The 21,691-nt window shown below is 42.9% G+C and carries 17 protein-coding genes; 11 read left to right on the plus strand and 6 right to left on the minus strand.

Annotated features, from left to right (window positions below; all coding sequences use genetic code 11):
* Positions 1 to 16: 16 nt before the first annotated feature.
* The 3 genes from E7Z59_RS09930 to E7Z59_RS09940 all read left to right on the plus strand — a co-directional run bounded on the left by E7Z59_RS09930 (position 17) and on the right by E7Z59_RS09940 (position 2,502).
* Entirely contained in the window at positions 17 to 463 is a 447-nt protein-coding gene (locus E7Z59_RS09930; RefSeq protein ID WP_136336162.1) for a type I restriction enzyme HsdR N-terminal domain-containing protein, read from the plus strand.
* Between the two features lie 45 nt (positions 464 to 508).
* Complete coding sequence (locus E7Z59_RS09935; RefSeq protein WP_136336163.1) at positions 509 to 1,525, plus strand: glycosyltransferase family 2 protein; 1,017 nt, start codon at positions 509 to 511, stop codon at positions 1,523 to 1,525.
* A 113-nt stretch (positions 1,526 to 1,638) separates the two neighbouring features.
* Complete coding sequence (locus tag E7Z59_RS09940; RefSeq protein WP_136336164.1) at positions 1,639 to 2,502, plus strand: OmpA/MotB family protein; 864 nt, start codon at positions 1,639 to 1,641, stop codon at positions 2,500 to 2,502.
* A 68-nt stretch (positions 2,503 to 2,570) separates the two neighbouring features.
* Here the strand turns inward: E7Z59_RS09940 and E7Z59_RS09945 are convergent, their stop codons facing one another.
* On the minus strand, positions 2,571 to 3,197 hold the full coding sequence (locus tag E7Z59_RS09945) for an L-threonylcarbamoyladenylate synthase (RefSeq protein ID WP_136336165.1): 627 nt from the start codon (positions 3,195 to 3,197) through the stop codon (positions 2,571 to 2,573).
* A 65-nt stretch (positions 3,198 to 3,262) separates the two neighbouring features.
* Positions 3,263 to 5,599, minus strand: coding sequence for an ATP-dependent helicase (locus E7Z59_RS09950; RefSeq protein ID WP_136336166.1), 2,337 nt, complete (start codon positions 5,597 to 5,599; stop codon positions 3,263 to 3,265).
* Between the two features lie 174 nt (positions 5,600 to 5,773).
* Between E7Z59_RS09950 and E7Z59_RS09955 the strand changes: the two genes are divergently transcribed.
* The 3 genes from E7Z59_RS09955 to E7Z59_RS09965 all read left to right on the plus strand — a co-directional run bounded on the left by E7Z59_RS09955 (position 5,774) and on the right by E7Z59_RS09965 (position 8,397).
* Positions 5,774 to 6,322 carry a DsrE family protein gene (locus E7Z59_RS09955; RefSeq protein WP_136336167.1) on the plus strand — a complete coding sequence of 183 codons (549 nt, stop codon included), beginning with the start codon at positions 5,774 to 5,776 and terminating at the stop codon, positions 6,320 to 6,322.
* A 113-nt stretch (positions 6,323 to 6,435) separates the two neighbouring features.
* The gene (locus tag E7Z59_RS09960; RefSeq protein WP_136336168.1) at positions 6,436 to 7,731 is read left to right on the plus strand and encodes an amidohydrolase; all 1,296 of its coding nucleotides are present in this window, start codon (positions 6,436 to 6,438) and stop codon (positions 7,729 to 7,731) included.
* A 150-nt stretch (positions 7,732 to 7,881) separates the two neighbouring features.
* Complete coding sequence (locus tag E7Z59_RS09965) at positions 7,882 to 8,397, plus strand: DUF7935 family protein (protein ID WP_136336169.1); 516 nt, start codon at positions 7,882 to 7,884, stop codon at positions 8,395 to 8,397.
* A 5-nt stretch (positions 8,398 to 8,402) separates the two neighbouring features.
* Here the strand turns inward: E7Z59_RS09965 and E7Z59_RS09970 are convergent, their stop codons facing one another.
* From E7Z59_RS09970 to E7Z59_RS09980, 3 genes are read right to left on the minus strand one after another with little or no spacing between them, the layout of a single operon-like run.
* On the minus strand, positions 8,403 to 9,326 hold the full coding sequence (locus tag E7Z59_RS09970) for a patatin-like phospholipase family protein (protein WP_136336170.1): 924 nt from the start codon (positions 9,324 to 9,326) through the stop codon (positions 8,403 to 8,405).
* Positions 9,323 to 10,228 carry a patatin-like phospholipase family protein gene (locus E7Z59_RS09975; protein ID WP_136336171.1) on the minus strand — a complete coding sequence of 302 codons (906 nt, stop codon included), beginning with the start codon at positions 10,226 to 10,228 and terminating at the stop codon, positions 9,323 to 9,325. Before E7Z59_RS09975 ends, E7Z59_RS09970 begins: the two co-directional genes overlap by 4 nt.
* Positions 10,229 to 10,239: 11 nt before the next feature.
* On the minus strand, positions 10,240 to 12,372 hold the full coding sequence (locus tag E7Z59_RS09980; protein ID WP_136336172.1) for a M1 family metallopeptidase: 2,133 nt from the start codon (positions 12,370 to 12,372) through the stop codon (positions 10,240 to 10,242).
* A 115-nt stretch (positions 12,373 to 12,487) separates the two neighbouring features.
* Between E7Z59_RS09980 and recG the strand changes: the two genes are divergently transcribed.
* The 4 genes from recG to E7Z59_RS10000 all read left to right on the plus strand — a co-directional run bounded on the left by recG (position 12,488) and on the right by E7Z59_RS10000 (position 18,357).
* Entirely contained in the window at positions 12,488 to 14,593 is a 2,106-nt protein-coding gene (gene recG / locus E7Z59_RS09985; RefSeq protein WP_394346653.1) for an ATP-dependent DNA helicase RecG, read from the plus strand.
* Between the two features lie 156 nt (positions 14,594 to 14,749).
* Positions 14,750 to 17,176, plus strand: a complete 2,427-nt coding sequence (gene pheT, locus E7Z59_RS09990) for a phenylalanine--tRNA ligase subunit beta (protein WP_136336173.1) — start codon at positions 14,750 to 14,752, stop codon at positions 17,174 to 17,176.
* A gap of 169 nt (positions 17,177 to 17,345) precedes the next feature.
* On the plus strand, positions 17,346 to 18,062 hold the full coding sequence (locus E7Z59_RS09995) for a hypothetical protein (protein ID WP_136336174.1): 717 nt from the start codon (positions 17,346 to 17,348) through the stop codon (positions 18,060 to 18,062).
* A gap of 46 nt (positions 18,063 to 18,108) precedes the next feature.
* Positions 18,109 to 18,357 (plus strand): DUF2007 domain-containing protein, encoded by a 249-nt coding sequence (locus E7Z59_RS10000; RefSeq protein WP_136336175.1) that lies wholly within the window; start codon positions 18,109 to 18,111, stop codon positions 18,355 to 18,357.
* 84 nt (positions 18,358 to 18,441) lie between these two features.
* Here E7Z59_RS10000 and E7Z59_RS10005 read toward each other — a convergent pair whose 3' ends face one another.
* Complete coding sequence (locus tag E7Z59_RS10005) at positions 18,442 to 20,067, minus strand: ABC-F family ATP-binding cassette domain-containing protein (protein ID WP_136336176.1); 1,626 nt, start codon at positions 20,065 to 20,067, stop codon at positions 18,442 to 18,444.
* A 188-nt stretch (positions 20,068 to 20,255) separates the two neighbouring features.
* Here E7Z59_RS10005 and E7Z59_RS10010 point away from each other — a divergent pair, with 188 nt between their 5' ends.
* A complete protein-coding gene (locus E7Z59_RS10010) occupies positions 20,256 to 21,674 on the plus strand; it encodes a TlpA family protein disulfide reductase (RefSeq protein ID WP_136336177.1) in 1,419 nt (472 codons plus the stop codon).
* The last annotated feature ends 17 nt before the right edge of the window (positions 21,675 to 21,691 follow it).

Raw genomic sequence — 21,691 nt, forward strand, 5'->3', positions numbered from 1 at the left:
TTAGCATATTTGCCCTATGCAAAAACTCAATTTTCCGGACTATACCTTTCGATTCAAAAGTAAAGAAAATAAGATCCAGATCTTTGATCCGGTCAGGAAAAAATTCTTTATTCTTCAACCGGAAGAGTGGGTACGTCAGCACGTCATGCAATACCTCATACGCGAGAAAAAATGCCCTGTATCTTTGGTAAATGCTGAAAAAGAACTCAAAATAAACGGTCTCAGCAAGCGCTACGACGTAGTGGTATACCGTCCTGACGGGCGTATTTTTCTCATGGTGGAATGCAAAGCTCCAAAGGTACCGATCACCCAGGAAACCTTTAACCAGATTGCCCGTTACAATATGGCCTTAAAGGCCGAGTATCTGATGGTTACCAATGGAATGAACCATTATTATTGCAAGCCTGATTATCAATTGGAAAAATACCATTTTATTGAGGAAATTCCGACCTATATCCTTTAATTTGCACAAGGTCTGAAACCCCTAAAAAATAACCTACTACCGGACATGCAGATAGCCATTGTAATCTTGAACTGGAACGGAAGAAAACTGTTGGAGCAATTTCTTCCAACTGTGCTTGCCTGCAGTGAGGGCGGCCATGTTTATGTTGCCGATAATGCATCTGATGACGATTCTGTATCTTATCTGAGAGCACACTTTCCGGAGGTCACCATTATTCAGAATGACGTAAACGGGGGCTTTGCACGTGGTTATAACGAGGCCCTTCACCATGTAAAAGAAGAGCTTTGGTGCTTACTAAACTCTGATGTGGAGGTAACACCGGGGTGGTTAGCGCCCGTTAAAAAGCTGTTCACGGAAATGCCTGATACGGCCATTGCACAACCCAAAATACTGGACTACAAGAAAAAAAGTCATTTTGAATACGCAGGGGCTGCCGGAGGCTTTATAGACCGCCTGGGCTACCCCTTCTGCAGAGGAAGAATATTTCAGTCTCTGGAAGAAGATAAACAGCAATATAATGATGTTCGCGAGATCTTCTGGGCCACAGGCGCCTGCTTGTTCATAAAGGCCTCAGTGTATCGTGAACTGAAAGGATTTGATGAAGATTACTTTGCCCACCAGGAAGAAATAGATCTATGCTGGCGGGCTCATAACAAGGGCTATAAGATCAGATATACAGGCCATAGTTCGGTGTATCATGTAGGGGGTGCCACCCTTGATAGTATGAACCCCAAAAAAACGTTCTTTAATTTCAGGAATTCACTATATTCAATCACTAAAAATTTACCGAAGCGTAAGGTATTTCCTTTGTTAATTGCAAGGTTAATATTAGATGGAGTGGCAGGATTACATTTCTTATTTCAGGGAAAACCCAAGCACTTTATCGCCATAATACGCTCACATTTAAGTTATTACAAAAATTTCATAAGAATATTCTCTAAAAGAGACGAAATTAATAAGGACTTTAAATACTTTAACTGCACATCCATAGTGTGGAGTTATTTCGTATATAAAAAGAAGCTGTTTAACCAAATTACAGATGATGAGAAGGCTGGTATTTGAGCGGGGTATTTAATAAAATATTAACGAATTCGTACAATGCTACTACCTCATTTTCTATATTTTTGCGCTAAACTGAAACTGTTAACACTTAAAATTCAAGTAAATTACTCATTATGAAAAAAATTCTTTTACTCGGTGCTGTAGGAGCCCTATTTCTTTCTTCTTGCGTTTCTTCAAAGAAATACTCAGAACTGGAAGCTAAACAAAAAGAAACTCAAGATCTCTTAGATTCAGCGACTGTAAAATTAAACAGTTGTCTTGAAGAAAACGCCACGGCAGATGCTGAGCTTGCCTCTCTGAGAGAGCAAAACGCCATGTTGAGAGCCAACAACCAGGAGCTTATCAACAATATGGGCAATCTAACAACTCTAACAACCAAAGGAGCTGAAAATCTCGAGAAGTCTCTGGAAAGCCTTGCAGAGAAAGATCTTACCATCCGCAAACTTCAGGATGCAGTTACCAGAAGAGACTCTATCAACCTGGCCTTAGTTCAAAGCCTTAAAGGAGTTCTTGGTAACCTTGATGATGAAGACATCAACATTAGTGTAGACAAAGGGGTGGTTTATGTAAACATTTCAGACAAACTATTATTCGCTTCAGGAAGTGCCACTGTAACCAGAAAGGCTAAAGAAGTACTTGGTAAAGTTGCCACAGTAGTTAAGAACAAGCCTGACTTTGAATTCATGGTAGAAGGACACACTGACAGTGATAAAGTTAAATCTACTGCACCTTTCAAAGACAACTGGGATCTAAGTGTACTTAGAGCAACTGCTGTTGTAAGAACACTTCAGAATGATTTCGGAGTAGCACCTGCAAGAATGACTGCTGCCGGTCGTGCAGAGTACGTGCCGATCGCTGACAACGAAACCAGCGAAGGAAAAGCTAAGAACAGAAGAACCAGAATCGTTGTTCTTCCAAAGATCGATCAGTTCTACAGTATGATCGAAGAAGGTCTTAAAGATCCTTCAATCAACTAAACTGTTTCAGTTATATAAAGAAAGCGACCTTATGGGTCGCTTTTTTTTTGCAGTTGATTTATTTCTTCCTAATTATCGATGATGGAAGGATCTCCTTTACCCTCCCTGAGAATTTCGGGTATATCTCCTGAAAGGTCTATTACAGTGGTCGGAATGTTATCACCATAGCCCCCATCGATCACTATATCAACCAGTTTATCCCATTTTTCCCTGATCAGTTCCGGGTCGGTAGTATATTCGATCACCTCATCTTCATCATAGATAGAGGTTGACACAATAGGGTTTCCCAATTGTTCTACCAGCAGCCGAGAAATGTTGTTATCGGGAACCCTGATACCCACGGTTTTCTTTTTTTTAAAAACCTTGGGCAGGTTGTTATTGCCGGGCAGTATAAAGGTATAAGGCCCGGGAAGGGCTCGCTTTAAGATCTTAAATGTAGGGGTATTTATCTGGCGTACATAATCAGAGAGGTTACTGAGGTCGGCACAAATAAAGGAAAAGTTTGCTTTCTCCAGTTTTACTCCCCTTATACGGGCGATCTGCTCCAGGGCCCTGGTGTTGGTAATATCGCAGCCCAGGCCGTATACAGAATCTGTCGGATAGATCACAAGACCTCCATCCCTTAGAGTATCAACCACTTTTTTAATACTCCGCGGGTCCGGATTTTCTTCATAGATCCTTATTAACTGTGCCATCTTCAGAAATTACCTCATGTACGCAAAAAACGTCCTATAAAGATAATCGATTCTTAATGAACTATTTACTCAAGGATGGTCAATTTTGCAAAACGCAGTAAAAGTTTCTTGATACCCCCGGTGTCAAATTTTATTTCTGCCTTCTTGTCGTTACCAAACCCTTCGATGGCCACGATCTCTCCTTTACCGAACCGGGTATGTTCTACTTTAACACCTACTTCCAGTTCATTGAGGGCCTGATTATCGGTCATATTTGATTTTGGCACCCCAAGATCGGGCCTGAGTTTTCTAAGCTTTTTCAGCTTCTCGGGAGAAGGACTGTGATGTGAAGGTGGGGTTCCCTGTTTGGGCTTGGTGGTTCTGAACTTACTCTTGTCTACCGGCCCAAAAATATCATCATCCATCATAGGCTTATACCGGTAGCCTGAGCTTACAGGTGGTGTAAGATGTTCCAGGAAATGATCTTCAATTTCCTCAATAAAACGACTTGGCTCGGCGTCGATGAGTTTCCCCCATCGATACCTGCTCTGCGTATAGGTGAGATAGGCTTGTTTCTCTGCTCTGGTCAGGGCTACATAGAACAGTCGGCGTTCTTCTTCCAGCTCACTGCGGGTATTCATACTCATGGCAGATGGAAAAAGGTCTTCTTCCATTCCTACAATATAAACATAAGGAAATTCAAGTCCTTTGGCCAGGTGAATGGTCATCAGGGCCACCCTGTCATCATCACCCGTATCCTGGTCCAGGTCTGTGGCCAGGGCTACATCTTCCAGAAATTCACTAAGACTGCCTTCGGCATCAGCCAGCTCTTTTTGTCCTTCAACAAAGTCCTGGATACCGTTAAGCAGTTCTTCCACATTTTCCATCCGGGCAATCCCTTCCGGCGTACCATCTTTCTTAAACTCCTGAAGAATACCGGTTTGTTTAGCCACCTGCTCGGCAAGCTGAAAAGCATCGGCATTTTGATTGGTCACCTGAAAACTGCGTATCATGGTTACAAAATCTTCCAGTTTTCTGCGTGTTCCTCCATGGATCTTGAGATCGATCTTATCCAGGTTTGACATTACCTCAAAAATGGAACGTCTATAATGGTTGGCTGCTACGGTGAGTTTTTCAACCGTGGTCTGCCCAATACCCCTGGCCGGGAAATTGATAACCCTTTTAAGAGCCTCCTCATCTTTAGGATTAATGATCAATCGCAAATAAGACAAGACATCCTTGATCTCCTTGCGTTGGTAAAAGGAAAGGCCACCATAAATACGATAAGGAATATCCTTTCTCCTCAGGGCATCTTCTATGGCCCGTGACTGGGAGTTGGTTCTGTACAACACCGCAAAATCTCCATGATTCATCTGGTGCTGCATAGAATTCTCAAAAATGGACGACGCCACAAAACGGCCTTCTTCTGCATCTGTCTCAGATCGGTGTACCTTGATCAGGTTCCCGTCGTCATTGGCGGTCCAAACCACCTTATCAAGCCTGCTCTTATTTTTCTCAATGACCGAATTGGCCGCCTTAACAATGTTTCCGGTAGACCGGTAATTTTGTTCCAGCCTGTACATGGTCACATTATCATAATCTTTTTGAAAGTTCAGGATATTATTAATGTTTGCCCCGCGAAAAGCATAAATACTCTGGGCGTCATCACCTACTACACATATATTCTGATACCTGTCACTCAATGCCTTTACGATCAGGTACTGAGAATGGTTGGTATCCTGGTACTCATCTACCAGGATATACCTGAAACGATCCTGGTACTTGGCCAAAACCTCAGGAAAACGGGTAAGCAACTCATTGGTTTTTAACAACAGGTCGTCAAAATCCATGGCACCTGCCTTAAAGCACCGTTCACAATACTCATTATAGATCTCCCCCATTCTTGGTCGCTTGGCCATGGCATCGGCCTCCATCAGGTCCGGATTATTGAAATATGCTTTGACGGTGATCAGGCTGTTTTTAAAAGAAGATATTCTGTTCTGAACCTGTTTGTACTTGTAAACATCTTTATCCAGGCCCATTTCCTTGATGATAGAACTGATCAGTCTTTGAGAATCCTGGGTGTCGTAGATAGTAAAATTACTGGGATAACCCAGCTTATCAGATTCTATCCTAAGAATTTTAGCAAAAACAGAATGAAAAGTACCCATCCACAGGTTTTTTGCCTCGCTCCCCCCTACAATAGAGGCGATACGGCTTTTCATTTCCCGGGCTGCTTTGTTGGTAAAGGTAAGCGCAAGGATATTGAATGGGTCAATACCCTGGTACATCAGGTAAGCAATACGATAGGTAAGCACCCTGGTTTTACCGGAACCGGCTCCGGCGATAACCATTAATGCCCCGTCTTTGTGTAATACCGGCGCTCGTTGCGCATCATTTAATTCTGCAATATAATTCTCCAAGACCTGTTCTTTTAAGCTTTCAGTACTGATTATAAAGTTAGAAACAGCAGGGGGTTCACCCCCTTTCTTAAATCGCGACAATTTAACCATAACCTGCCGAAAAGAGGTCTTGCAAATTGAAAATTTATAAACATCATCAGGATTATTCTATATTTAGGGAAAATTCAACATAACATGAACAAAAACCTACTGCTCTTCTCTTTTTTATTTACCTGTTTCATCACACATTCATTCGCCCAGCTACAAACCAGTAAAGGCCCTCTTTTTAAAGACTATGGTCCGGTGTACCCGGTGCCCGATGCAAGTTTTCGCATGGATAAGGCTACCGACATGAAGGCCGTTTTTGATGTGAGCAGAAAACTTAAAGATTCCTCACGGGTAAACCCCAGTATTGAGACAGCAGCACGGTATATGAACCTGCACTTGCAGAACGAATACAAGAAAGAACACCTTAAGGTAGCCATGGTGATCCATGGAAGTGCAGTAAAAGATATGTTGTCGTCTGAGTTCTATAATAAAGAATTTGGGGTAGACAACCCAAATACCGAGTTGATCCAAGCCCTGCTTGATGAAGGGGTCGAACTGGTTTTGTGCGGGCAGTCGTCGGCCTATCATGGGGTAAACCTGGAAAAATCAATTCCCGGGGTACAAATGGCACTATCGGCCATGACAGCTTTAGTGCACCTGCAAAACGAAGGCTACCGACTTATTCATTTTAAATGATGTCAGTAAAGAAAGTTTACTTTTCTATGATAGCGTTATAAACATCAATAATTGGAAACAACACCAAAGCAACCATTTATAAAAACAATACTCAGCTTAAACACTTTATAACTATGAAAACTACCCTACCAACCCTTGCATTCATCCTGCTTTCAGGCTTTACAGTTGTACAGGCTCAAAGCAGTATCGATGCTGATATTGCTGCGATAGAAGAAAAAGTAATTGCCTGGAGGCATCATTTTCACCAGAACCCGGAATTATCAAACAGAGAATACAATACGGCAGCAAAGATCGCTGAGCACCTGGAATCGCTTGGCCTGGAAGTTCAAACGGGCATTGCAAAAACAGGCGTTGTAGGCATTCTGAAAGGCAAGACTCCCGGAAAAACGATCGCCCTGAGGGCCGATATTGATGCCCTCCCTGTTACCGAGCGTACAGATGTACCCTTTAAATCGACAGTAACCACCACCTTTTTAGGCAAAGAAACGGGTGTGATGCACGCCTGTGGTCATGACACCCATATTGCCATTCTTATGGGTGTTGCTGAGGTTCTATCTAAAAACAATGATTTTGCCGGCACAATTAAATTTATTTTTCAGCCGGCGGAAGAAGGAGCACCTCCGGGAGAAGAAGGTGGTGCCAAGGTAATGGTACAAGAAGGGGTTCTCAAAAATCCAGACGTAGAAGCTATTTTCGGCTTACATATTTCTTCTGATACTCCTGTTGGCCACATTGGTTATAAGCCGGGAGGTACCATGGCAGCTTCACAACGATTCGTTGTGAATGTAAAAGGGAAACAAACCCATGGATCTGCTCCCTGGAACGGAGTAGACCCCATTGTGGTTTCTGCTCAGATCATTAACGGTTTACAGACGCTGATAAGTAGAGAAATGGAGCTCACCAAAGAAGCAGCAGTGGTCTCGGTCGGTAAGATCACCGGAGGAGTAAGAAGCAACATCATTCCGGAAAGTGTTGAAATGATCGGAACCATCAGAACCCTCGATTACGATATGCAGGCCAAGATCAACCGCCGAATGAAAGAAATGGTGCCCGCTATTGCAAAAGCGTATAATGCCGAAGCTACTATTGAAATAGACGCGGGATATCCAATAACCTACAATGACCCTGAGCTCACCCAAAAAACATTGCCCTCACTCATCAAGGTTGCGGGAGAAGATAAGGTACACCTGGAGAAAGCCACCACAGGGGCCGAGGACTTTTCGTTTTTCGCAAAGGAAATACCCGGTTTTTACTTTGTTATCGGCGGAAAACCTTCCGGTACAGCTCCCGATGCCCATTTTCCGCATCATACACCTGATTTCTATGTGGATGACAGCGGGATGATCACAGGAGTCAAAGCATTTATCAGTATTGTACAAGACTATCTGGGAGCTGCCGGTCAAAGCTAAGGATGCTGTTATCTCCGATTATCTCAGCAAAAGAGGAATGACCAGGCTCTCTTTGATCAGGTCAGAAAATGGTTATTCCTCTTCTCAATGAAGTAAATCAGGGCATCCTAATCCCGAAATTTTTTATAAGTTTAAACGCTAAAAACAACCATGGACGAATCAAAGATCATTGAACTTTTATTTTACCTGTTACCTGCCATTATAACAGGATTAATAGCCTACTATTTTTTCAACCTCCACACCAAAAATGAAGATGGAAGAAGGCGTTTTTTACTGCACAGGGAAAACCAAAAAAATGCCCTCCCCTTACGATTGCAGGCCTATGAGCGAATGGCTTTGTTTTTAGAGCGCATCAACCCTTCTAAACTCTTGATACGAATTCCGCCCAAAACGGCAGATAAAGACAGTTATTTAGCAGCCCTTATCACGACCATAGAAAATGAGTTCGACCACAATATATCTCAACAGATCTATATCTCAGATGAATGTTGGAATGTGATCAAGGCCTCTAAGAATGCTACCATTCAAATGATCAGAAAAGTGGCTGTTGAATCTGATACCGCCAATTCATTACGGGAAAACGTTTTGAACGAGCTACTGGAAAAACAGGCTCCTTCAAACGCAGGGCTGTCGTTCATCAAAAAAGAGGTTGGCGAAATGTGGTAACATGTCTACCCCGCGAGATTGATCTTTTTGGCGTGGCTTCTTTCTAATAACCTGGAGCGCTCTGCGGCGTAATTTATACCCTGAGTCCACCAGTTCGACATTAGTTTTTTATTAAAATACAGGGAGTTTTCTGTAAGCCTGGTTGGGGTGAAATAGGTATTTAGCTTAACGTCTTTATTCATGGCTGCAAGCCTTCCTTCAACAATGTCATGCGATTCCAGCTGATCAAGCACAAAAGAATAGAGGTTTACCATTAATGAAAAAGGATTTTTACCCAGTACCTGAGATCGCTCGTTATCCTCAGTCTCCAGGATAATGGCATCAACCTCGGTAGCTCCCCTTCTGATAGCCTCCCTGATGGGAATTACACACCCCAGTCCGCCATCGGCATATTCATAACCGTTTTTCTTGGCCAACGACATAAAGGGCACATAATTACAACTCATCCAGATCCAGTCGCAAAAATCATCATAACCAAAGTCCATGATCGACTTGTATTCCACCCTGTTCATTGAGAGGTTAGACACGGTTACCACCACATCTTTACCGGAGGTTTTGATCTGCTCAAATTCACTTTCGGGAAGATAACGACGGATATTTTTCCGAAGATTTTTACTTTCACCGAACGTACGCTTCCCCTTGATCAATTGCCAGATCACGTTCAGGTGATTTATGGCTACATATTCCTGGTCTCCGCGCTTTTTAGTAACAAAGGGATTGTTACTGAATATAGACCGCTGGTTGACCGAGGTATACATTCTGTAGACCTTCTCCAGGTGATTCAGGGCGAGGTGGGGTATTAATAAACTTCCTGTAGAGGTCCCCAGGTACAGGTCGTATTTGCGTTGTTTTTCCTCGATGAGGTATTGAGCAACGCCTCCGGCAAAGGCTCCTTTACTGCCTCCACCGCTAATTACTAAGGCTTTCATATAATATCCAGTTGACTGGTTTGCTGGCCACGAAGACGGGCATATTCATAGCCACGCTCCCACCAGGATGCCATACGTTCTTGGTTAAAGATAAGAGAATTCGTAGTCAATACCGTTGGGGTATAATAGAAATTTATGATATCATTATGATGTCCTGCCACATATTTACCGATTCTTACATTTTGATTTTCAATGCGATCAAGCATAAAGGAAAACATATGCGTGAGCAGTTCAAACGGATTTCTGGAGGGCAGACGGTTTAATTGGGTAACCTCGGTTCGCAGAATAATAGCATCGATCTCAGTTGCGCCGCGTTTCACAGCCTCCTCTATAGGTACCATACAACCCATGCCCCCATCGGCATATTCACAGCCATTGCGCCTGGCCAGGGTCATAAAAGGGGTGTAGTTACAGGAAATCCATATCCAGTCAATAAAGGTATCGTAATCAAAATCCTTGATAGATTTATATTCTACCTGATTTAAAGAGAGGTTCGATACGGTTACAATGATATCTTGCGGTGAGTTCTTTAAGCTGGTAAATTCTTCGCGGGTAAATGAATTATGCAACAGGTTTTTGAGTTGATAACTTTCTCCGAAGGTATTACTGCCCCTGGCAAAATTTCGCAAAACATTCAGGTGATTAATCGCGATCTGTTCTACTCCGTGTTTTTTTCTGACCACAAAGGGACAAACACTGAAAATATCGTCATTGGTCACCGAGGTGTATACCTTCTTGATCTTATCAACCTTTTTCAGCGCCAAATGATTTACCAGGAGACTGCCTGTAGAGGTGCCGATAAACAGGTCGTATTCTTTTTTAAGATCTTCTATAAGATATTGAGCTACGCCTCCGGCAAAAGCCCCCTTACTCCCTCCTCCTGAAATTACCAGTGCTCTCATTTGCTGCGCTATTAATGGCTTTCAAGTTTGATACTATCCAGTTTACTTCTTAACCGATCGGCAAGGGCGGGATCTAGTTCAGGCATGATCGTACGCAACTGAATTCTTACCTCCGGCTTCAATACCAACCTGTCGAACATCGTTCTGCAAAAGCGTGAGAACTGCCAGGCCGGATGATCAAGTCCCTGCAACAGGTTTAAAAGTGATCTTTTGGTTACTCCTCCTATTTCAAACAACATTTCAAAGGCGTGCTGCCGGGTCTCGAATTGCCAGCCGGGTCCTGTATACGACTGAAGCTCCTCAAAAAACCGCAGGGAATCTTCTTCATACTCCGGAGCAAATAAGGCTAGTCCAAGCCAAAGAATCCGCAAAGAACGATCTTCGAACCCCTTTAAATCTTTGGTTCGTTCCAAATAGCCGTATCGCTCATCAGGAAACGCCAACCATAACTTCATGAGTGCCTCCTGTATGGTCACATAACTCCGGTCGTCCAGTAAATTTTCAAAAGACTTTTTCAATGAAGAAGGTATCGTATCAGCCGCCATGGCCACTCCTTGTCTTATGTACAGATCATCAGACCTTAGTGCTTCCAGCCAGAAAGAGTCTCTAAGTTTTTCAGGCCATGCTGAGGCGCGTTCTAACAGCATTTGCTTCAGAGGAAAGTACAGCGGCTCCTTTAAAAGATTCCTATACTCATTGTATACCACTACCGGTGAAGCATCATCTTCGTGAACCTCTATATACTTCCTGATAAACTTGTTTCTTTTAAGACTTCTTACCGCCTCCTCTTCCGGAAATTCAGGAGCTTCTAACCATTGGCTGCGAAACTCTTCAAGATCGGCATTGGTATGTTTGGAAAGCGTTTCAAGAAAGATCCCGGTATGTATATTTTTAAAACCATAGGTAGTAAGCATTTCCTTTACCCCCGAACGAAAGGCCTTAACCCCTACCTTTTCCTTGAGTGAATGCAGGGCCCAGGCTCCTTTTTCATAAAAGGTAAGACTCCCGGCATGAGGATCCAGCAAGGCTTCACCCTTACCGTCTTCAGAGAGCCTGATAAGCTGTATTGCAGAGTTGTAAAGCTTCCAATAATAGTAATCTTCTCCAAACAACTCTCTTTCCGCCAACAAGGCATAATAGGTGGCAAAACCCTCCTGCAACCAATGATGTTTACCACTTTCTTCTGTGACTAAGTTACCAAACCAATGATGAGCCAATTCATGGGCATTTACATTCACATAGTTCTTGTCAGAAAACCCAATGCTGTCAGTAATAAAACTATCAGAAAATAGGGTGAGGGTTACGTTCTCCATCCCGGCGTATAGAAAGTCTCTTACCGGTACCTGGCGGTATACCTTCCATGGATAGGGCACCCCGATCTCATTTTCCAAAAAATCAAAGATCTCTGCTGAGTGAACATAGGTAGTTTCTGCCCGGGCACTATCCGAAGGGTAATAATACATTTCCAGGGGCACTCCCGATTTAGAACGCTCCTCCATTTTCCTGTAGTTACCACCCACAAAAGCCAGCAGGTACGAGCTCACCGGTTTTTTCAGGGCATACTTCCACAACGTTTTATCTTCCAGCTCCTGCTTTCCTTGAAATTGTCCGCTTGCTAAGAGTTCATACCCCTTAGGAAACAAGATCTCCATGGTATATATCACTTTTTCATTCATATCATCAAAGGAGGGTACCCATGAAGAGGTATATTTACCCTGTCCTTGTGTCCAAACCTGTTTTCCCCCCTCCCCGGGAACTACCGGCGGGTCTTCTGAAAAGGAAGTAGTGGTAAAGCCGGGAAAATACACCGCCTTCTCAGGGCTTGCCTTGTACTGTATCACCAGGTCTTCATATAAACCCTCTTCAAAAGTGTGAATGATCATCAAATTATTTCCTTTTGCCTGATAGTTCAGAGGTTCACCCTTCCATGTTACTTCGCTTATCTGAAGTGCTCTGCTTGAAACCAAGATCGTATCCGTATGTTCGCTCACCTTAAAACGGTAAACCACCTTCCCCGCGATCAGTCCTTTTTCCGGGGTAATTTCTATATGTATATCGCCCTCAGTAAAATCGACCTTTCCGGTATGTTGTGCACCGGCAAGAAAGTGAAACAGCCCTAAAATAATGGTGATGTATCGCGTCATATGATCAGGATAACAAAGGTTAGGTATAACAATGTAACAAATATATTCTACTATGATATGTAAACCACGTTGGGCACAAGGAGTTTGATTTCCATGAAAGTTTTATATTCGTGATATGGTGAAAACAAACTTCCTGCAAACCCCCATTGATTACCTTAAAGGCGTTGGCCCCGGTCGGGCCGACCTTTTGCGGCAGGAATTGGGTATACACACCTATCAGGATCTTCTTAATCTTTTTCCAAACAGATACCTCGACCGAACCCGGTATTACAAGATCAGTGAACTGCAGCGCAGCACGGCTGAAGTACAGATCGTTGGTAAGGTTACCCACTTGAAAACAGTAGAACACAAAAATAAAAAGCGACTGGTTGCCACCTTCAGAGATGAGACCGGAGAGATGGAACTGGTGTGGTTCAGGGCTCATAAGTGGATCAGGGAAAGCCTGAAGATCAACCGTCCTTATGTGATCTTTGGCAAGACCAATTGGTTCAACGGGTTTTCTATGGCCCATCCTGAAATGGAATTACTGGAGGAGCATAAAAGAGGGCTTCAGGCAGGAATGCAGCCGGTGTACCCATCAACGGAAAAGCTCAGTAATAAAGGAATTACCAATCGGGTGGTTAACAAGCTTATGCAGCAATTGTTCCGAGAAACGGGGGGACGATTTTTCGAGACCCTTTCGGCTGAGCTTTTGGATGAACTTAAACTGATGCCTAAAAGCGAAGCCCTGATCAATATCCACTTTCCCAAGAATGCCGAAAAATTAGCCAAAGCACAATACCGTCTTAAGTTTGAAGAATTGTTTTACATACAACTTCAGCTTATCGCCAGGAATATGAGCAATAAGAAGAAGATCAAAGGTCATCCGTTTGAATCTGTCGGTAAATTCTTTACGGAATTCTACAATGATCATCTTCCTTTCAACCTTACAGGTGCCCAGAAAAGGGTGTTAAAAGAGATCAGAAATGATATGGGAAGTCCGGCTCAGATGAACAGGTTGCTGCAGGGAGATGTAGGTTCCGGAAAAACCATTGTAGCCTTGATGAGCATGCTTCTTGCTATAGACAACCAATACCAGGCCTGCCTGGTTGCTCCAACAGAGATCCTGGCCCAGCAGCACTATAATGGGTTAAAGGAATTACTGGCAAACATGGAGGTAAGCATCAGGCTATTAACCGGGTCTACCCCAAGGTCAGAGCGCAATGAGCTCCATCAGATGCTCGAAAATGGTGAATTAGATATTTTGGTAGGCACTCATGCCGTATTGGAAGACAAGGTTAAATTCAATAATCTCGGCCTGGCCATCATTGACGAACAACACCGTTTCGGGGTTGCCCAGCGCTCCAAGCTCTGGCATAAGAACACCCTGCCGCCTCATATTCTGGTTATGACTGCCACCCCTATACCAAGAACACTTGCAATGAGCTTATACGGCGATCTGGATATTTCTGTGATCGATGAATTGCCACCGGGAAGAAAACCTATCAGAACAGTCCATCGGTACGACAATAATCGACTTAAGGTATTTGCATTTATCAGAGACGAAATAAAAAAGGGACGCCAGGTTTATATGGTTTATCCACTTATTGAAGAAAGTGAAAAGCTGGATTACAAAGACCTGATGGATGGTTATGAAAGTATAGAACGGGAATTTCCAAAACCGGATTACCAGATCTCCATTGTTCACGGCAGGATGAAGGCAGAAGACAAAGACTATGAAATGGATCGGTTTGTAAGAGGCGAAACGCAGATCATGGTGGCTACAACGGTCATAGAGGTAGGCGTTAATGTACCCAATGCTTCGGTAATGGTCATTGAGAGCGCAGAGCGTTTCGGACTCTCTCAACTGCATCAGCTAAGGGGACGTGTAGGCCGTGGAGCCGAGCAAAGCTTCTGTATACTTATGACGGGGCATAAATTATCTAATGACAGTAAGACCCGTCTGGAAACCATGTGCGCAACCAACGATGGCTTTGAGATCGCCGAGGTCGACTTAAAGCTCCGTGGCCCCGGAGATCTTATGGGAACCCAGCAAAGCGGAGTTCTTAACCTAAAGATCGCCGACATCGTGAAAGATAATGACATTTTAAAAGCAGCACGATATTACGCCATTAAAACTCTGAAAGAAGACCCCGGGCTCAAAGAAGAAAAGAATGCCCGCATACGGCATACTTACCAACAAATGGCCAAACATAAAAATATCTGGAATTACATTTCCTAACCCAATAGCTACGGGTAAAACACTGATACATTGCCACTCAAAGGGTAAATCTGAAATTCTTTTCAACAGGCTGCTAAAACTCCGTATAAAGCCTTCTTTGAAAGTCGGAAATTATTGCTGTATTGTTATCTTTGCCGAGCATCTATAATCGAAAGCATGAAAATATCATACAACTGGTTAAAACAATTTATCAATACTGATCTTCCAAGCGATAAAGCAGGAGAATTGCTGACTGATCTCGGCCTGGAAGTTGAAGGGATAGAATCTTTTGAAACTGTTAAAGGTGGCCTAAAAGGCATCGTTGTAGGTCATGTTCTGGAATGTGAGCAACACCCTAATGCAGACCGTCTTAAGCTTACCAAGGTTGATCTTGGAAATGGAGAGCCTGTACAGATCGTATGTGGGGCACCTAACGTAGACAAAGGTCAAAAGGTTCCCGTAGCAACCGTTGGCACTACTCTTTATGATGCCTCCGGAGAGCCATGGCAGATCAAAAAAGGGAAAATTCGCGGCGAAGTCTCCATGGGAATGATCTGTGCTGAAGATGAGCTCGGGCTCGGTGAAAGTCATGATGGTATCATGGTACTCGATCAAGCTCTGGAGCCGGGAACCCCCTGTGCAGACATCTTTGAAATTGAAAACGACCAGGTTTTTGAGATAGGCCTAACCCCTAACAGGGCAGATGCCATGAGTCATTACGGGGTGGCCCGTGACCTGAGGGCAGGCCTCCTTCAACAAGGTACTCACATGGAACTAATTACCCCGTCGGTGAGCAGTTTTCATGTAGACAACAGAACCCTGCGCATAGATGTAGATGTTAAAGACAAAGAACTTTGTCCGCGTTATTGCGGGGTAACCATCTCCGGGGTAAAGGTCACTGAATCGCCCGATTGGTTAAAGAACAGATTACTTGCTATTGGTATTGCACCTAAGAACAATGTGGTTGATATTACCAATTATGTACTGCACGAGCTCGGGCAGCCCCTTCACGCTTTTGATGCCGTCAAAATAGAGGGAAATAAGATCGAAGTTAAAACCCTGAAGGCAGGAACTAAATTCGTAACCCTTGATGAGGTTGAAAGGGAATTAAGCGAAGATGATCTTATGATCTGCGACCAAAGCAAACCTTTATGCATCGCCGGAGTCTTCGGAGGGCTTCATTCAGGAGTTACAGAAAATACCACCCAGGTATTTCTTGAAAGTGCCTACTTTGATCCGGTTTCGGTGAGAAAAACAGCCAAACGCCATGGTTTAAATACCGATGCCTCCTTCAGGTTTGAAAGAGGTATCGACATCAATACCACAAAATATGCGTTGATGAGAGCTGCACTGATGATCAAAGATATTGCCGGAGGTCATATCTCCAGTGATGTTGAGGATATCTACCCGGTGAAATTCGAAGATTTCCAGGTATTCCTGACCTTTGAAAAGATCTACAGCCTTATCGGACAGGAGATCCCGACAGAGACCATTAAATCGATCCTTACCTCTCTTGAGATAAAGATCAACAATGTAACTGAAACGGGCATCGGACTTACCATTCCGTCATACCGTGTAGATGTTCAAAGAGAAGTAGATGTTATTGAGGAGATCCTCAGGGTATACGGCTACAACAATATTCATTCAACACAGAAGTTCAATGCCTCTGTTGCGCCAACTTCCAGGTTCGAAGACCACAAAGTAAGTGATGTTATCGGAAATTTACTGGCTTCACAAGGGTATTATGAGATTCTTGCTAATTCATTGACCACTCCAAAGTATACGGAGCTTACTGATACGCTGAATAAAGAACAGCAGGTTAAGATCATTAATCCTTTAAGTAATGAATTATCTGTTCTACGTCAAAGCATGCTTTTTAGCGGGCTGGAAGCACTGAGTTACAACATAAACAGGAAGAACGATAACCTCCAGCTTTTTGAGTTTGGAAAAACGTATTTCCGATTCAACGATAAGAGGGAAGAATTCAAGCATTTAACCCTTTTGGTTACAGGCGATCGCCATCCTGAAACATGGAATACCAAGTCGGGTCCCACAGACTTCTTTTATTTGAAAGGTACCGTTGAAGGTTTATTAGAACGCTTGGGCATTAACAATCTAAAAGTAAAGCCTGTAAACAGCGATATCTACAGCGAGGGTCTTACCTATTTTGCCGGAAAGATACCAGTGGTTTCTTTCGGATTGGTAGCGCGTAAAATAACAAAGGCCATGGATATAAAGCAGCCCGTTTTTTATGCAGATTTCAACTGGGACAATGTTCTGATGCTTATCAACAAGAAAGGTGTGCAATTCAGAGAAATACCCAAATTCCCTGAAGTAAGAAGAGATCTTGCCCTCTTGCTGGATGAAGCCACCACCTTTGGTGAATTACATCAGACGGCGATGCAGGCAGAGAAAAAGCTTTTAAAAGCAGTGAACCTTTTTGATGTCTACCAGGGTAACACCCTGCCGGAAGGCAAAAAGTCATATGCCCTGAGCTTCACCCTCGCCGATGACCAAAAAACATTGACCGACAAACAAATAGATAAGGTTATGAAAAAGCTTCAAAACTCTTTTGAAAAGCAGTTTGGAGCTACCTTAAGATAATTCCACTAACGGGCCTGTTTTTTTGACAGGCCCGTTTTTTTGTGTTAATTTTTTGAACTCTGTCTTCAATTTTAACAAATACTCCCTTCTATTCTGAGCTAACTCTCTTGTAACCAACATTCTATTTGCTTATTTTTGAAAAGCTGTGAAATTGGTAAAAAAGAAAGTGATGCTGAAAAAGACGAATGTAGAAGAAAAATTGCGGGCGTATCGTAACCGCATCAATGCCGAAAGAAACATCCTCCAACAGGTCCAGTTCATCCTTCAGAAAGAACAACAGAAAGAAGATCAGATAACCGCAGAGCTTACCGGGGGGCAAGATGATAGCTTCAATGACTTTGTAATTTCAAAGCTCGACATGGATAGGGTGTATCATCTTGACCAGATCAAAACCATTTGTATTGATTACCGTCTTCGATTTTTATCCACGCGTTATTTTAAGGGTAAAATTCCTGCCGAAGCACTGATAGAGATTAAAAGTCTGGAAAAGCAACACAACACCCAGTTGAAGGGGTTCAAGATCATTGCACCTTCGAAATTATTTAAATTGGAAAATGCTGATGATCCTTTGCTGATGGCCCCGATAGGTAACGGTTATTATTACCTGATACATAAATGGGGGAATGATCTTCATCCGATGAGAAGACTTTTGGTACTCCCTTTCAGAAACCTCATGAATCTGACCCTTACCATACTAATGGTGAGCTACCTGCTAACCATGCTCATGCCTATGGGCTTGTTTACGAACCAGGATGATTCAGCCAGTTTTTGGCTGCTATTCATGTTTATGTTCAAAATGATAGGCAGTATCGTTATTTTCTATGGATTTGCCCTTGGAAAAAATTTCAATACAGCTATCTGGAACAGTAAATACTTTAACGCCTGACAGCTGCTTGCTTCGGGCGTCATGAACACAAAACAACTGTTTGATCATGAGTGAAGCATCATACGAACATCTATTTACAGGAAGTGAGGTAAAGGTGATCCTGCTCAAAGAGCATTTAAAGAAATTTGATATTATACCCGTTACCAGAAATGAATCTGAGTCAGGTCGTGTGGCCGGCTTTGCACCTGCTGTGTTTAACCAGATCCAGGTGTTTGTTCACAAAGATGAGTTAGAGAAAAGCCGGGCAGTTCTGGAAAATCTACAGCACGAACTCGACAATTTACCGCAGGAGTAAGGGCAAAGATACCCTCAACCATAAAAAAGCCTTCTCTTAAGAATAAGAAAAGGCTTATTTATTATTTACACTAGAAAGAATCTCTTAAACTTCTACAGCATACATTTTGTCACGTTGCTCTCTGATCGATTTATCAGTCATATAATCGTCAAAGCTCAGGTAGCGATCTATAGCACCGTTAGGTGTAAGTTCAATGATGCGATTCGCCACGGTTTGTGCAAATTCGTGATCATGCGTGGTTAACATGACAGTGCCGGGATATTTTTTCAAGGAGTTGTTAAAGGCGGTGATGCTTTCCAGGTCAAGGTGGTTCGTTGGCTCATCAAGCATAAGCACGTTAGCCCTGATCATCATCATACGGCTTAGCATACAACGTACTTTTTCTCCTCCTGAGAGTACCCTGCAATTTTTTAAAGCCTCTTCTCCGCTGAACAACATTTTACCAAGAAAACCTCTGATATGAACCTCTTCACGTTCCTCCTCGGTTTTAGCCCATTGACGTAACCAATCAACCAAATTAAGATCGTTATCAAAGAATTCTGAATTATCTACCGGTAAGTACGCCTGGTTGGTGGTTACTCCCCATTGATAGGTACCGGCATCGGCTTTCATTCGGTCGTTTATGATCTCATAGAAAGCTGTTGTAGCCCTTGAGTCTCTTGATATAACAGCCACCTTGTCGCCTTTTGCAAGGTTGATATGCACATCTTTGAAAAGCAGCTCACCGTCTAAAGAAGCGGTAAGTCCTTCTACATTCAGTATTTGATCTCCTGCCTCGCGTTCTCTTTCAAAAATAATGGCAGGATATCTGCGGCTCGAAGGCTTGATATCATCTACTTTTAGCTTTTCCAGCATCTTCTTTCTGGAGGTTGCCTGCTTACTTTTGGCAACGTTAGCTGAAAATCGCTGAATAAATTCCTGGAGTTCTTTTGCCTTTTCCTCTGCTTTCTTATTCTGCTGTGCACGCTGTCTTGCAGCCAGCTGACTACTCTCATACCAGAAAGTATAGTTACCGCTAAACAGGTTGATCTTTCCGAAATCAATATCCGCGATATGGGTACACACGGCATCAAGGAAGTGACGGTCGTGAGAAACCACAATAACGGTATTTTCGTAATTAGCCAGGAAGTTTTCGAGCCAGTTTATAGTTTCAAAGTCAAGGTCGTTGGTAGGCTCATCCATGATCAGCACATCAGGATTACCAAACAGTGCCTGTGCCAAAAGCACTCTCACCTTAAGCTTATTATCCAGGTCTTTCATCTGGGTATAATGAAGCTCTTCAGCAATACCCAGGTTAGATAAAAGTGCAGCCGCATCGCTATCTGCATTCCACCCATTCATCTCTTCAAAGGCCACCTGTAACTCCCCGATCCGCTCTGCATTCTCATCAGAATAATCTGCATATAAGGCATCCATCTCCTGCTTGATCTCAAACAAGGGCTTATTTCCTCTCAATACAGTCTCCAACACAGGAAAGTCATCACAGGCATAGTGATCCTGTTCCAGCACAGACATGCGTTTTCCGGGCTCCAGATGAACGTGCCCCCCGGTAGCATCCTGCTTTCCGGAAAGGATCTTTAAAAATGTTGATTTCCCTGCTCCATTGGCACCGATGATCCCATAGCAGTTACCGTGGGCAAATTTCACGTTTACTTCATCAAAAAGAACGCGCTTACCAAATTGAACAGAAAGGTTTGATACTGATAACATTAAAACTCCTATTTTTAATTATGCCGCAAAAGTAAGAAATAAAGAACATATAATACCCTTTAGCGAAAGCCTAAAAAAGTCTTATTTAACTACACCTTAACACCCCAAAATAGGGAGCTTTCATAGATTTGTTATAATGAGGGAAAAAGAGGACATCTCCTTGATTATATGAACAGATTAACAGATGCATGAATAGACTATTACTGGGACTTATAGCTCTCATGACCTTGAGTTGCTCCGAAAAAGAAACATACACCTATTTCGGAGGAGAAATTGTAAATCCGAAAGAAGATAAAGTTTATCTTCTTTTTAAGGATGCCAAAATCGACTCTTCCTCTCTTGACGAAAACAATCGTTTTCATTTCAAGCTCAACGAGTTTACGGAAGGTGTTTACAGTTTCAGCCATGGGAATGAACTGCAATACATTATCTTAGAACAGGAAGACAGCCTGATGCTGCGACTAAACACCTTGGAATTTGACGAATCTCTGATGTTTACCGGCGAAGGCGCAATAAAGAATAATTTTCTTATTGACATGTGGCTGCTTCAGGAAGACGAACGCTACCTGATGCAGAAATTCTACAACGCAACCCCGGAGGTATTTGTTAGAAAGATGGACTCTATTCGTTCTATGAAAATTGAGGAGTACGAGCAAATGGTTGCAGAAACCAACTTATCTCCCTTAGCGAAACACGTCACCAAAGCCTCTATAGACCTTCCGCACTTTACACACAAGGAGCGCTATGCCAGCGAGCATAAGTACCGTTTAGGCCTTGAAGAAATGCCGGAGGTACCCGCCGGTTACTATGAACATCGTGAAAAGGTAGATAAAAATGACCAACAGCTGGCCGACCTCGGATTGTATTTAGAATATCTAAGCGTTTATCTTGATCAACTAACCAGAGACCGCTGCAATGTAAAATGCGGCCTGCCCGGCGGCAAACTTAAGGTTTATCATTACAGTACCCATCGCTTAAATCTCATTGACAGCATGGTCTCCCTTTCTCACCTTCGCTCATATTTTATGGAGAGAACCGCGATCAAGTACTTTCAATACGATCACAACGAAGAAAGCAATGAGAATTTTATAGCCTTTTATAAAGACTTGAATAACGGGGAAATCTCACCCGACCTTAAGCGTATGCATAATGCAGTTGCTGCGTTACGAAGTGGCAATGCCATACCTACGCTGGAGCTCTATGACCAAAAAGGTGAAAAACACAATATTGACTCTACCTGGTTCAACAAAAAAACCGTTTTTTATCTATGGACCTCCATGGAGAAAAGACATGCCAGAAAAACGCTGAGACATGTTAAGGAACTAAAGGAGTCTTATCCCGAATTCCAGTTTATCAGTATTAACCTGGACTCCAGTCATGACGAGTGGATAAATACCATGAAGGAACTCGAACTGGAAGGAGATCTGCATATGCGGGCCCCCGGAATGAGATACATCATTAAACATTTTGCCTATTTGAATCTCGACAGGATGGTAGTGGTTAATGAAGAAGGTAAGGTTATTGAAGGATTTGGAAATATTTACAACACCACCCCTCTTAAATATTCCAGGGTACATGAGAAACTGGCGAATATGAAAAAGATCTGACGTGTATGTTTACTGTC

The organism is Robertkochia marina (genome assembly GCF_004799345.1).
GTDB lineage: Bacteria > Bacteroidota > Bacteroidia > Flavobacteriales > Flavobacteriaceae > Robertkochia > Robertkochia marina.

Coding starts and splice junctions, on each gene's coding strand:
- E7Z59_RS09945 (WP_136336165.1), bottom strand. CDS start 3,197: ATGGCACAGTTAATAAGGATCTATGAAGAAAATCCGGACCCGCGGAGT.
- E7Z59_RS09995 (WP_136336174.1), top strand. CDS start 17,346: ATGCTGAAAAAGACGAATGTAGAAGAAAAATTGCGGGCGTATCGTAAC.
- E7Z59_RS09930 (WP_136336162.1), top strand. CDS start 17: ATGCAAAAACTCAATTTTCCGGACTATACCTTTCGATTCAAAAGTAAA.
- E7Z59_RS09970 (WP_136336170.1), bottom strand. CDS start 9,326: ATGAAAGCCTTAGTAATTAGCGGTGGAGGCAGTAAAGGAGCCTTTGCC.
- E7Z59_RS09965 (WP_136336169.1), top strand. CDS start 7,882: ATGGACGAATCAAAGATCATTGAACTTTTATTTTACCTGTTACCTGCC.
- E7Z59_RS09955 (WP_136336167.1), top strand. CDS start 5,774: ATGAACAAAAACCTACTGCTCTTCTCTTTTTTATTTACCTGTTTCATC.
- recG (WP_394346653.1), top strand. CDS start 12,488: ATGGTGAAAACAAACTTCCTGCAAACCCCCATTGATTACCTTAAAGGC.
- E7Z59_RS10010 (WP_136336177.1), top strand. CDS start 20,256: ATGAATAGACTATTACTGGGACTTATAGCTCTCATGACCTTGAGTTGC.
- E7Z59_RS09980 (WP_136336172.1), bottom strand. CDS start 12,372: ATGACGCGATACATCACCATTATTTTAGGGCTGTTTCACTTTCTTGCC.
- E7Z59_RS09975 (WP_136336171.1), bottom strand. CDS start 10,228: ATGAGAGCACTGGTAATTTCAGGAGGAGGGAGTAAGGGGGCTTTTGCC.
- E7Z59_RS10005 (WP_136336176.1), bottom strand. CDS start 20,067: ATGTTATCAGTATCAAACCTTTCTGTTCAATTTGGTAAGCGCGTTCTT.
- E7Z59_RS09940 (WP_136336164.1), top strand. CDS start 1,639: ATGAAAAAAATTCTTTTACTCGGTGCTGTAGGAGCCCTATTTCTTTCT.
- E7Z59_RS09960 (WP_136336168.1), top strand. CDS start 6,436: ATGAAAACTACCCTACCAACCCTTGCATTCATCCTGCTTTCAGGCTTT.
- E7Z59_RS09935 (WP_136336163.1), top strand. CDS start 509: ATGCAGATAGCCATTGTAATCTTGAACTGGAACGGAAGAAAACTGTTG.
- pheT (WP_136336173.1), top strand. CDS start 14,750: ATGAAAATATCATACAACTGGTTAAAACAATTTATCAATACTGATCTT.
- E7Z59_RS10000 (WP_136336175.1), top strand. CDS start 18,109: ATGAGTGAAGCATCATACGAACATCTATTTACAGGAAGTGAGGTAAAG.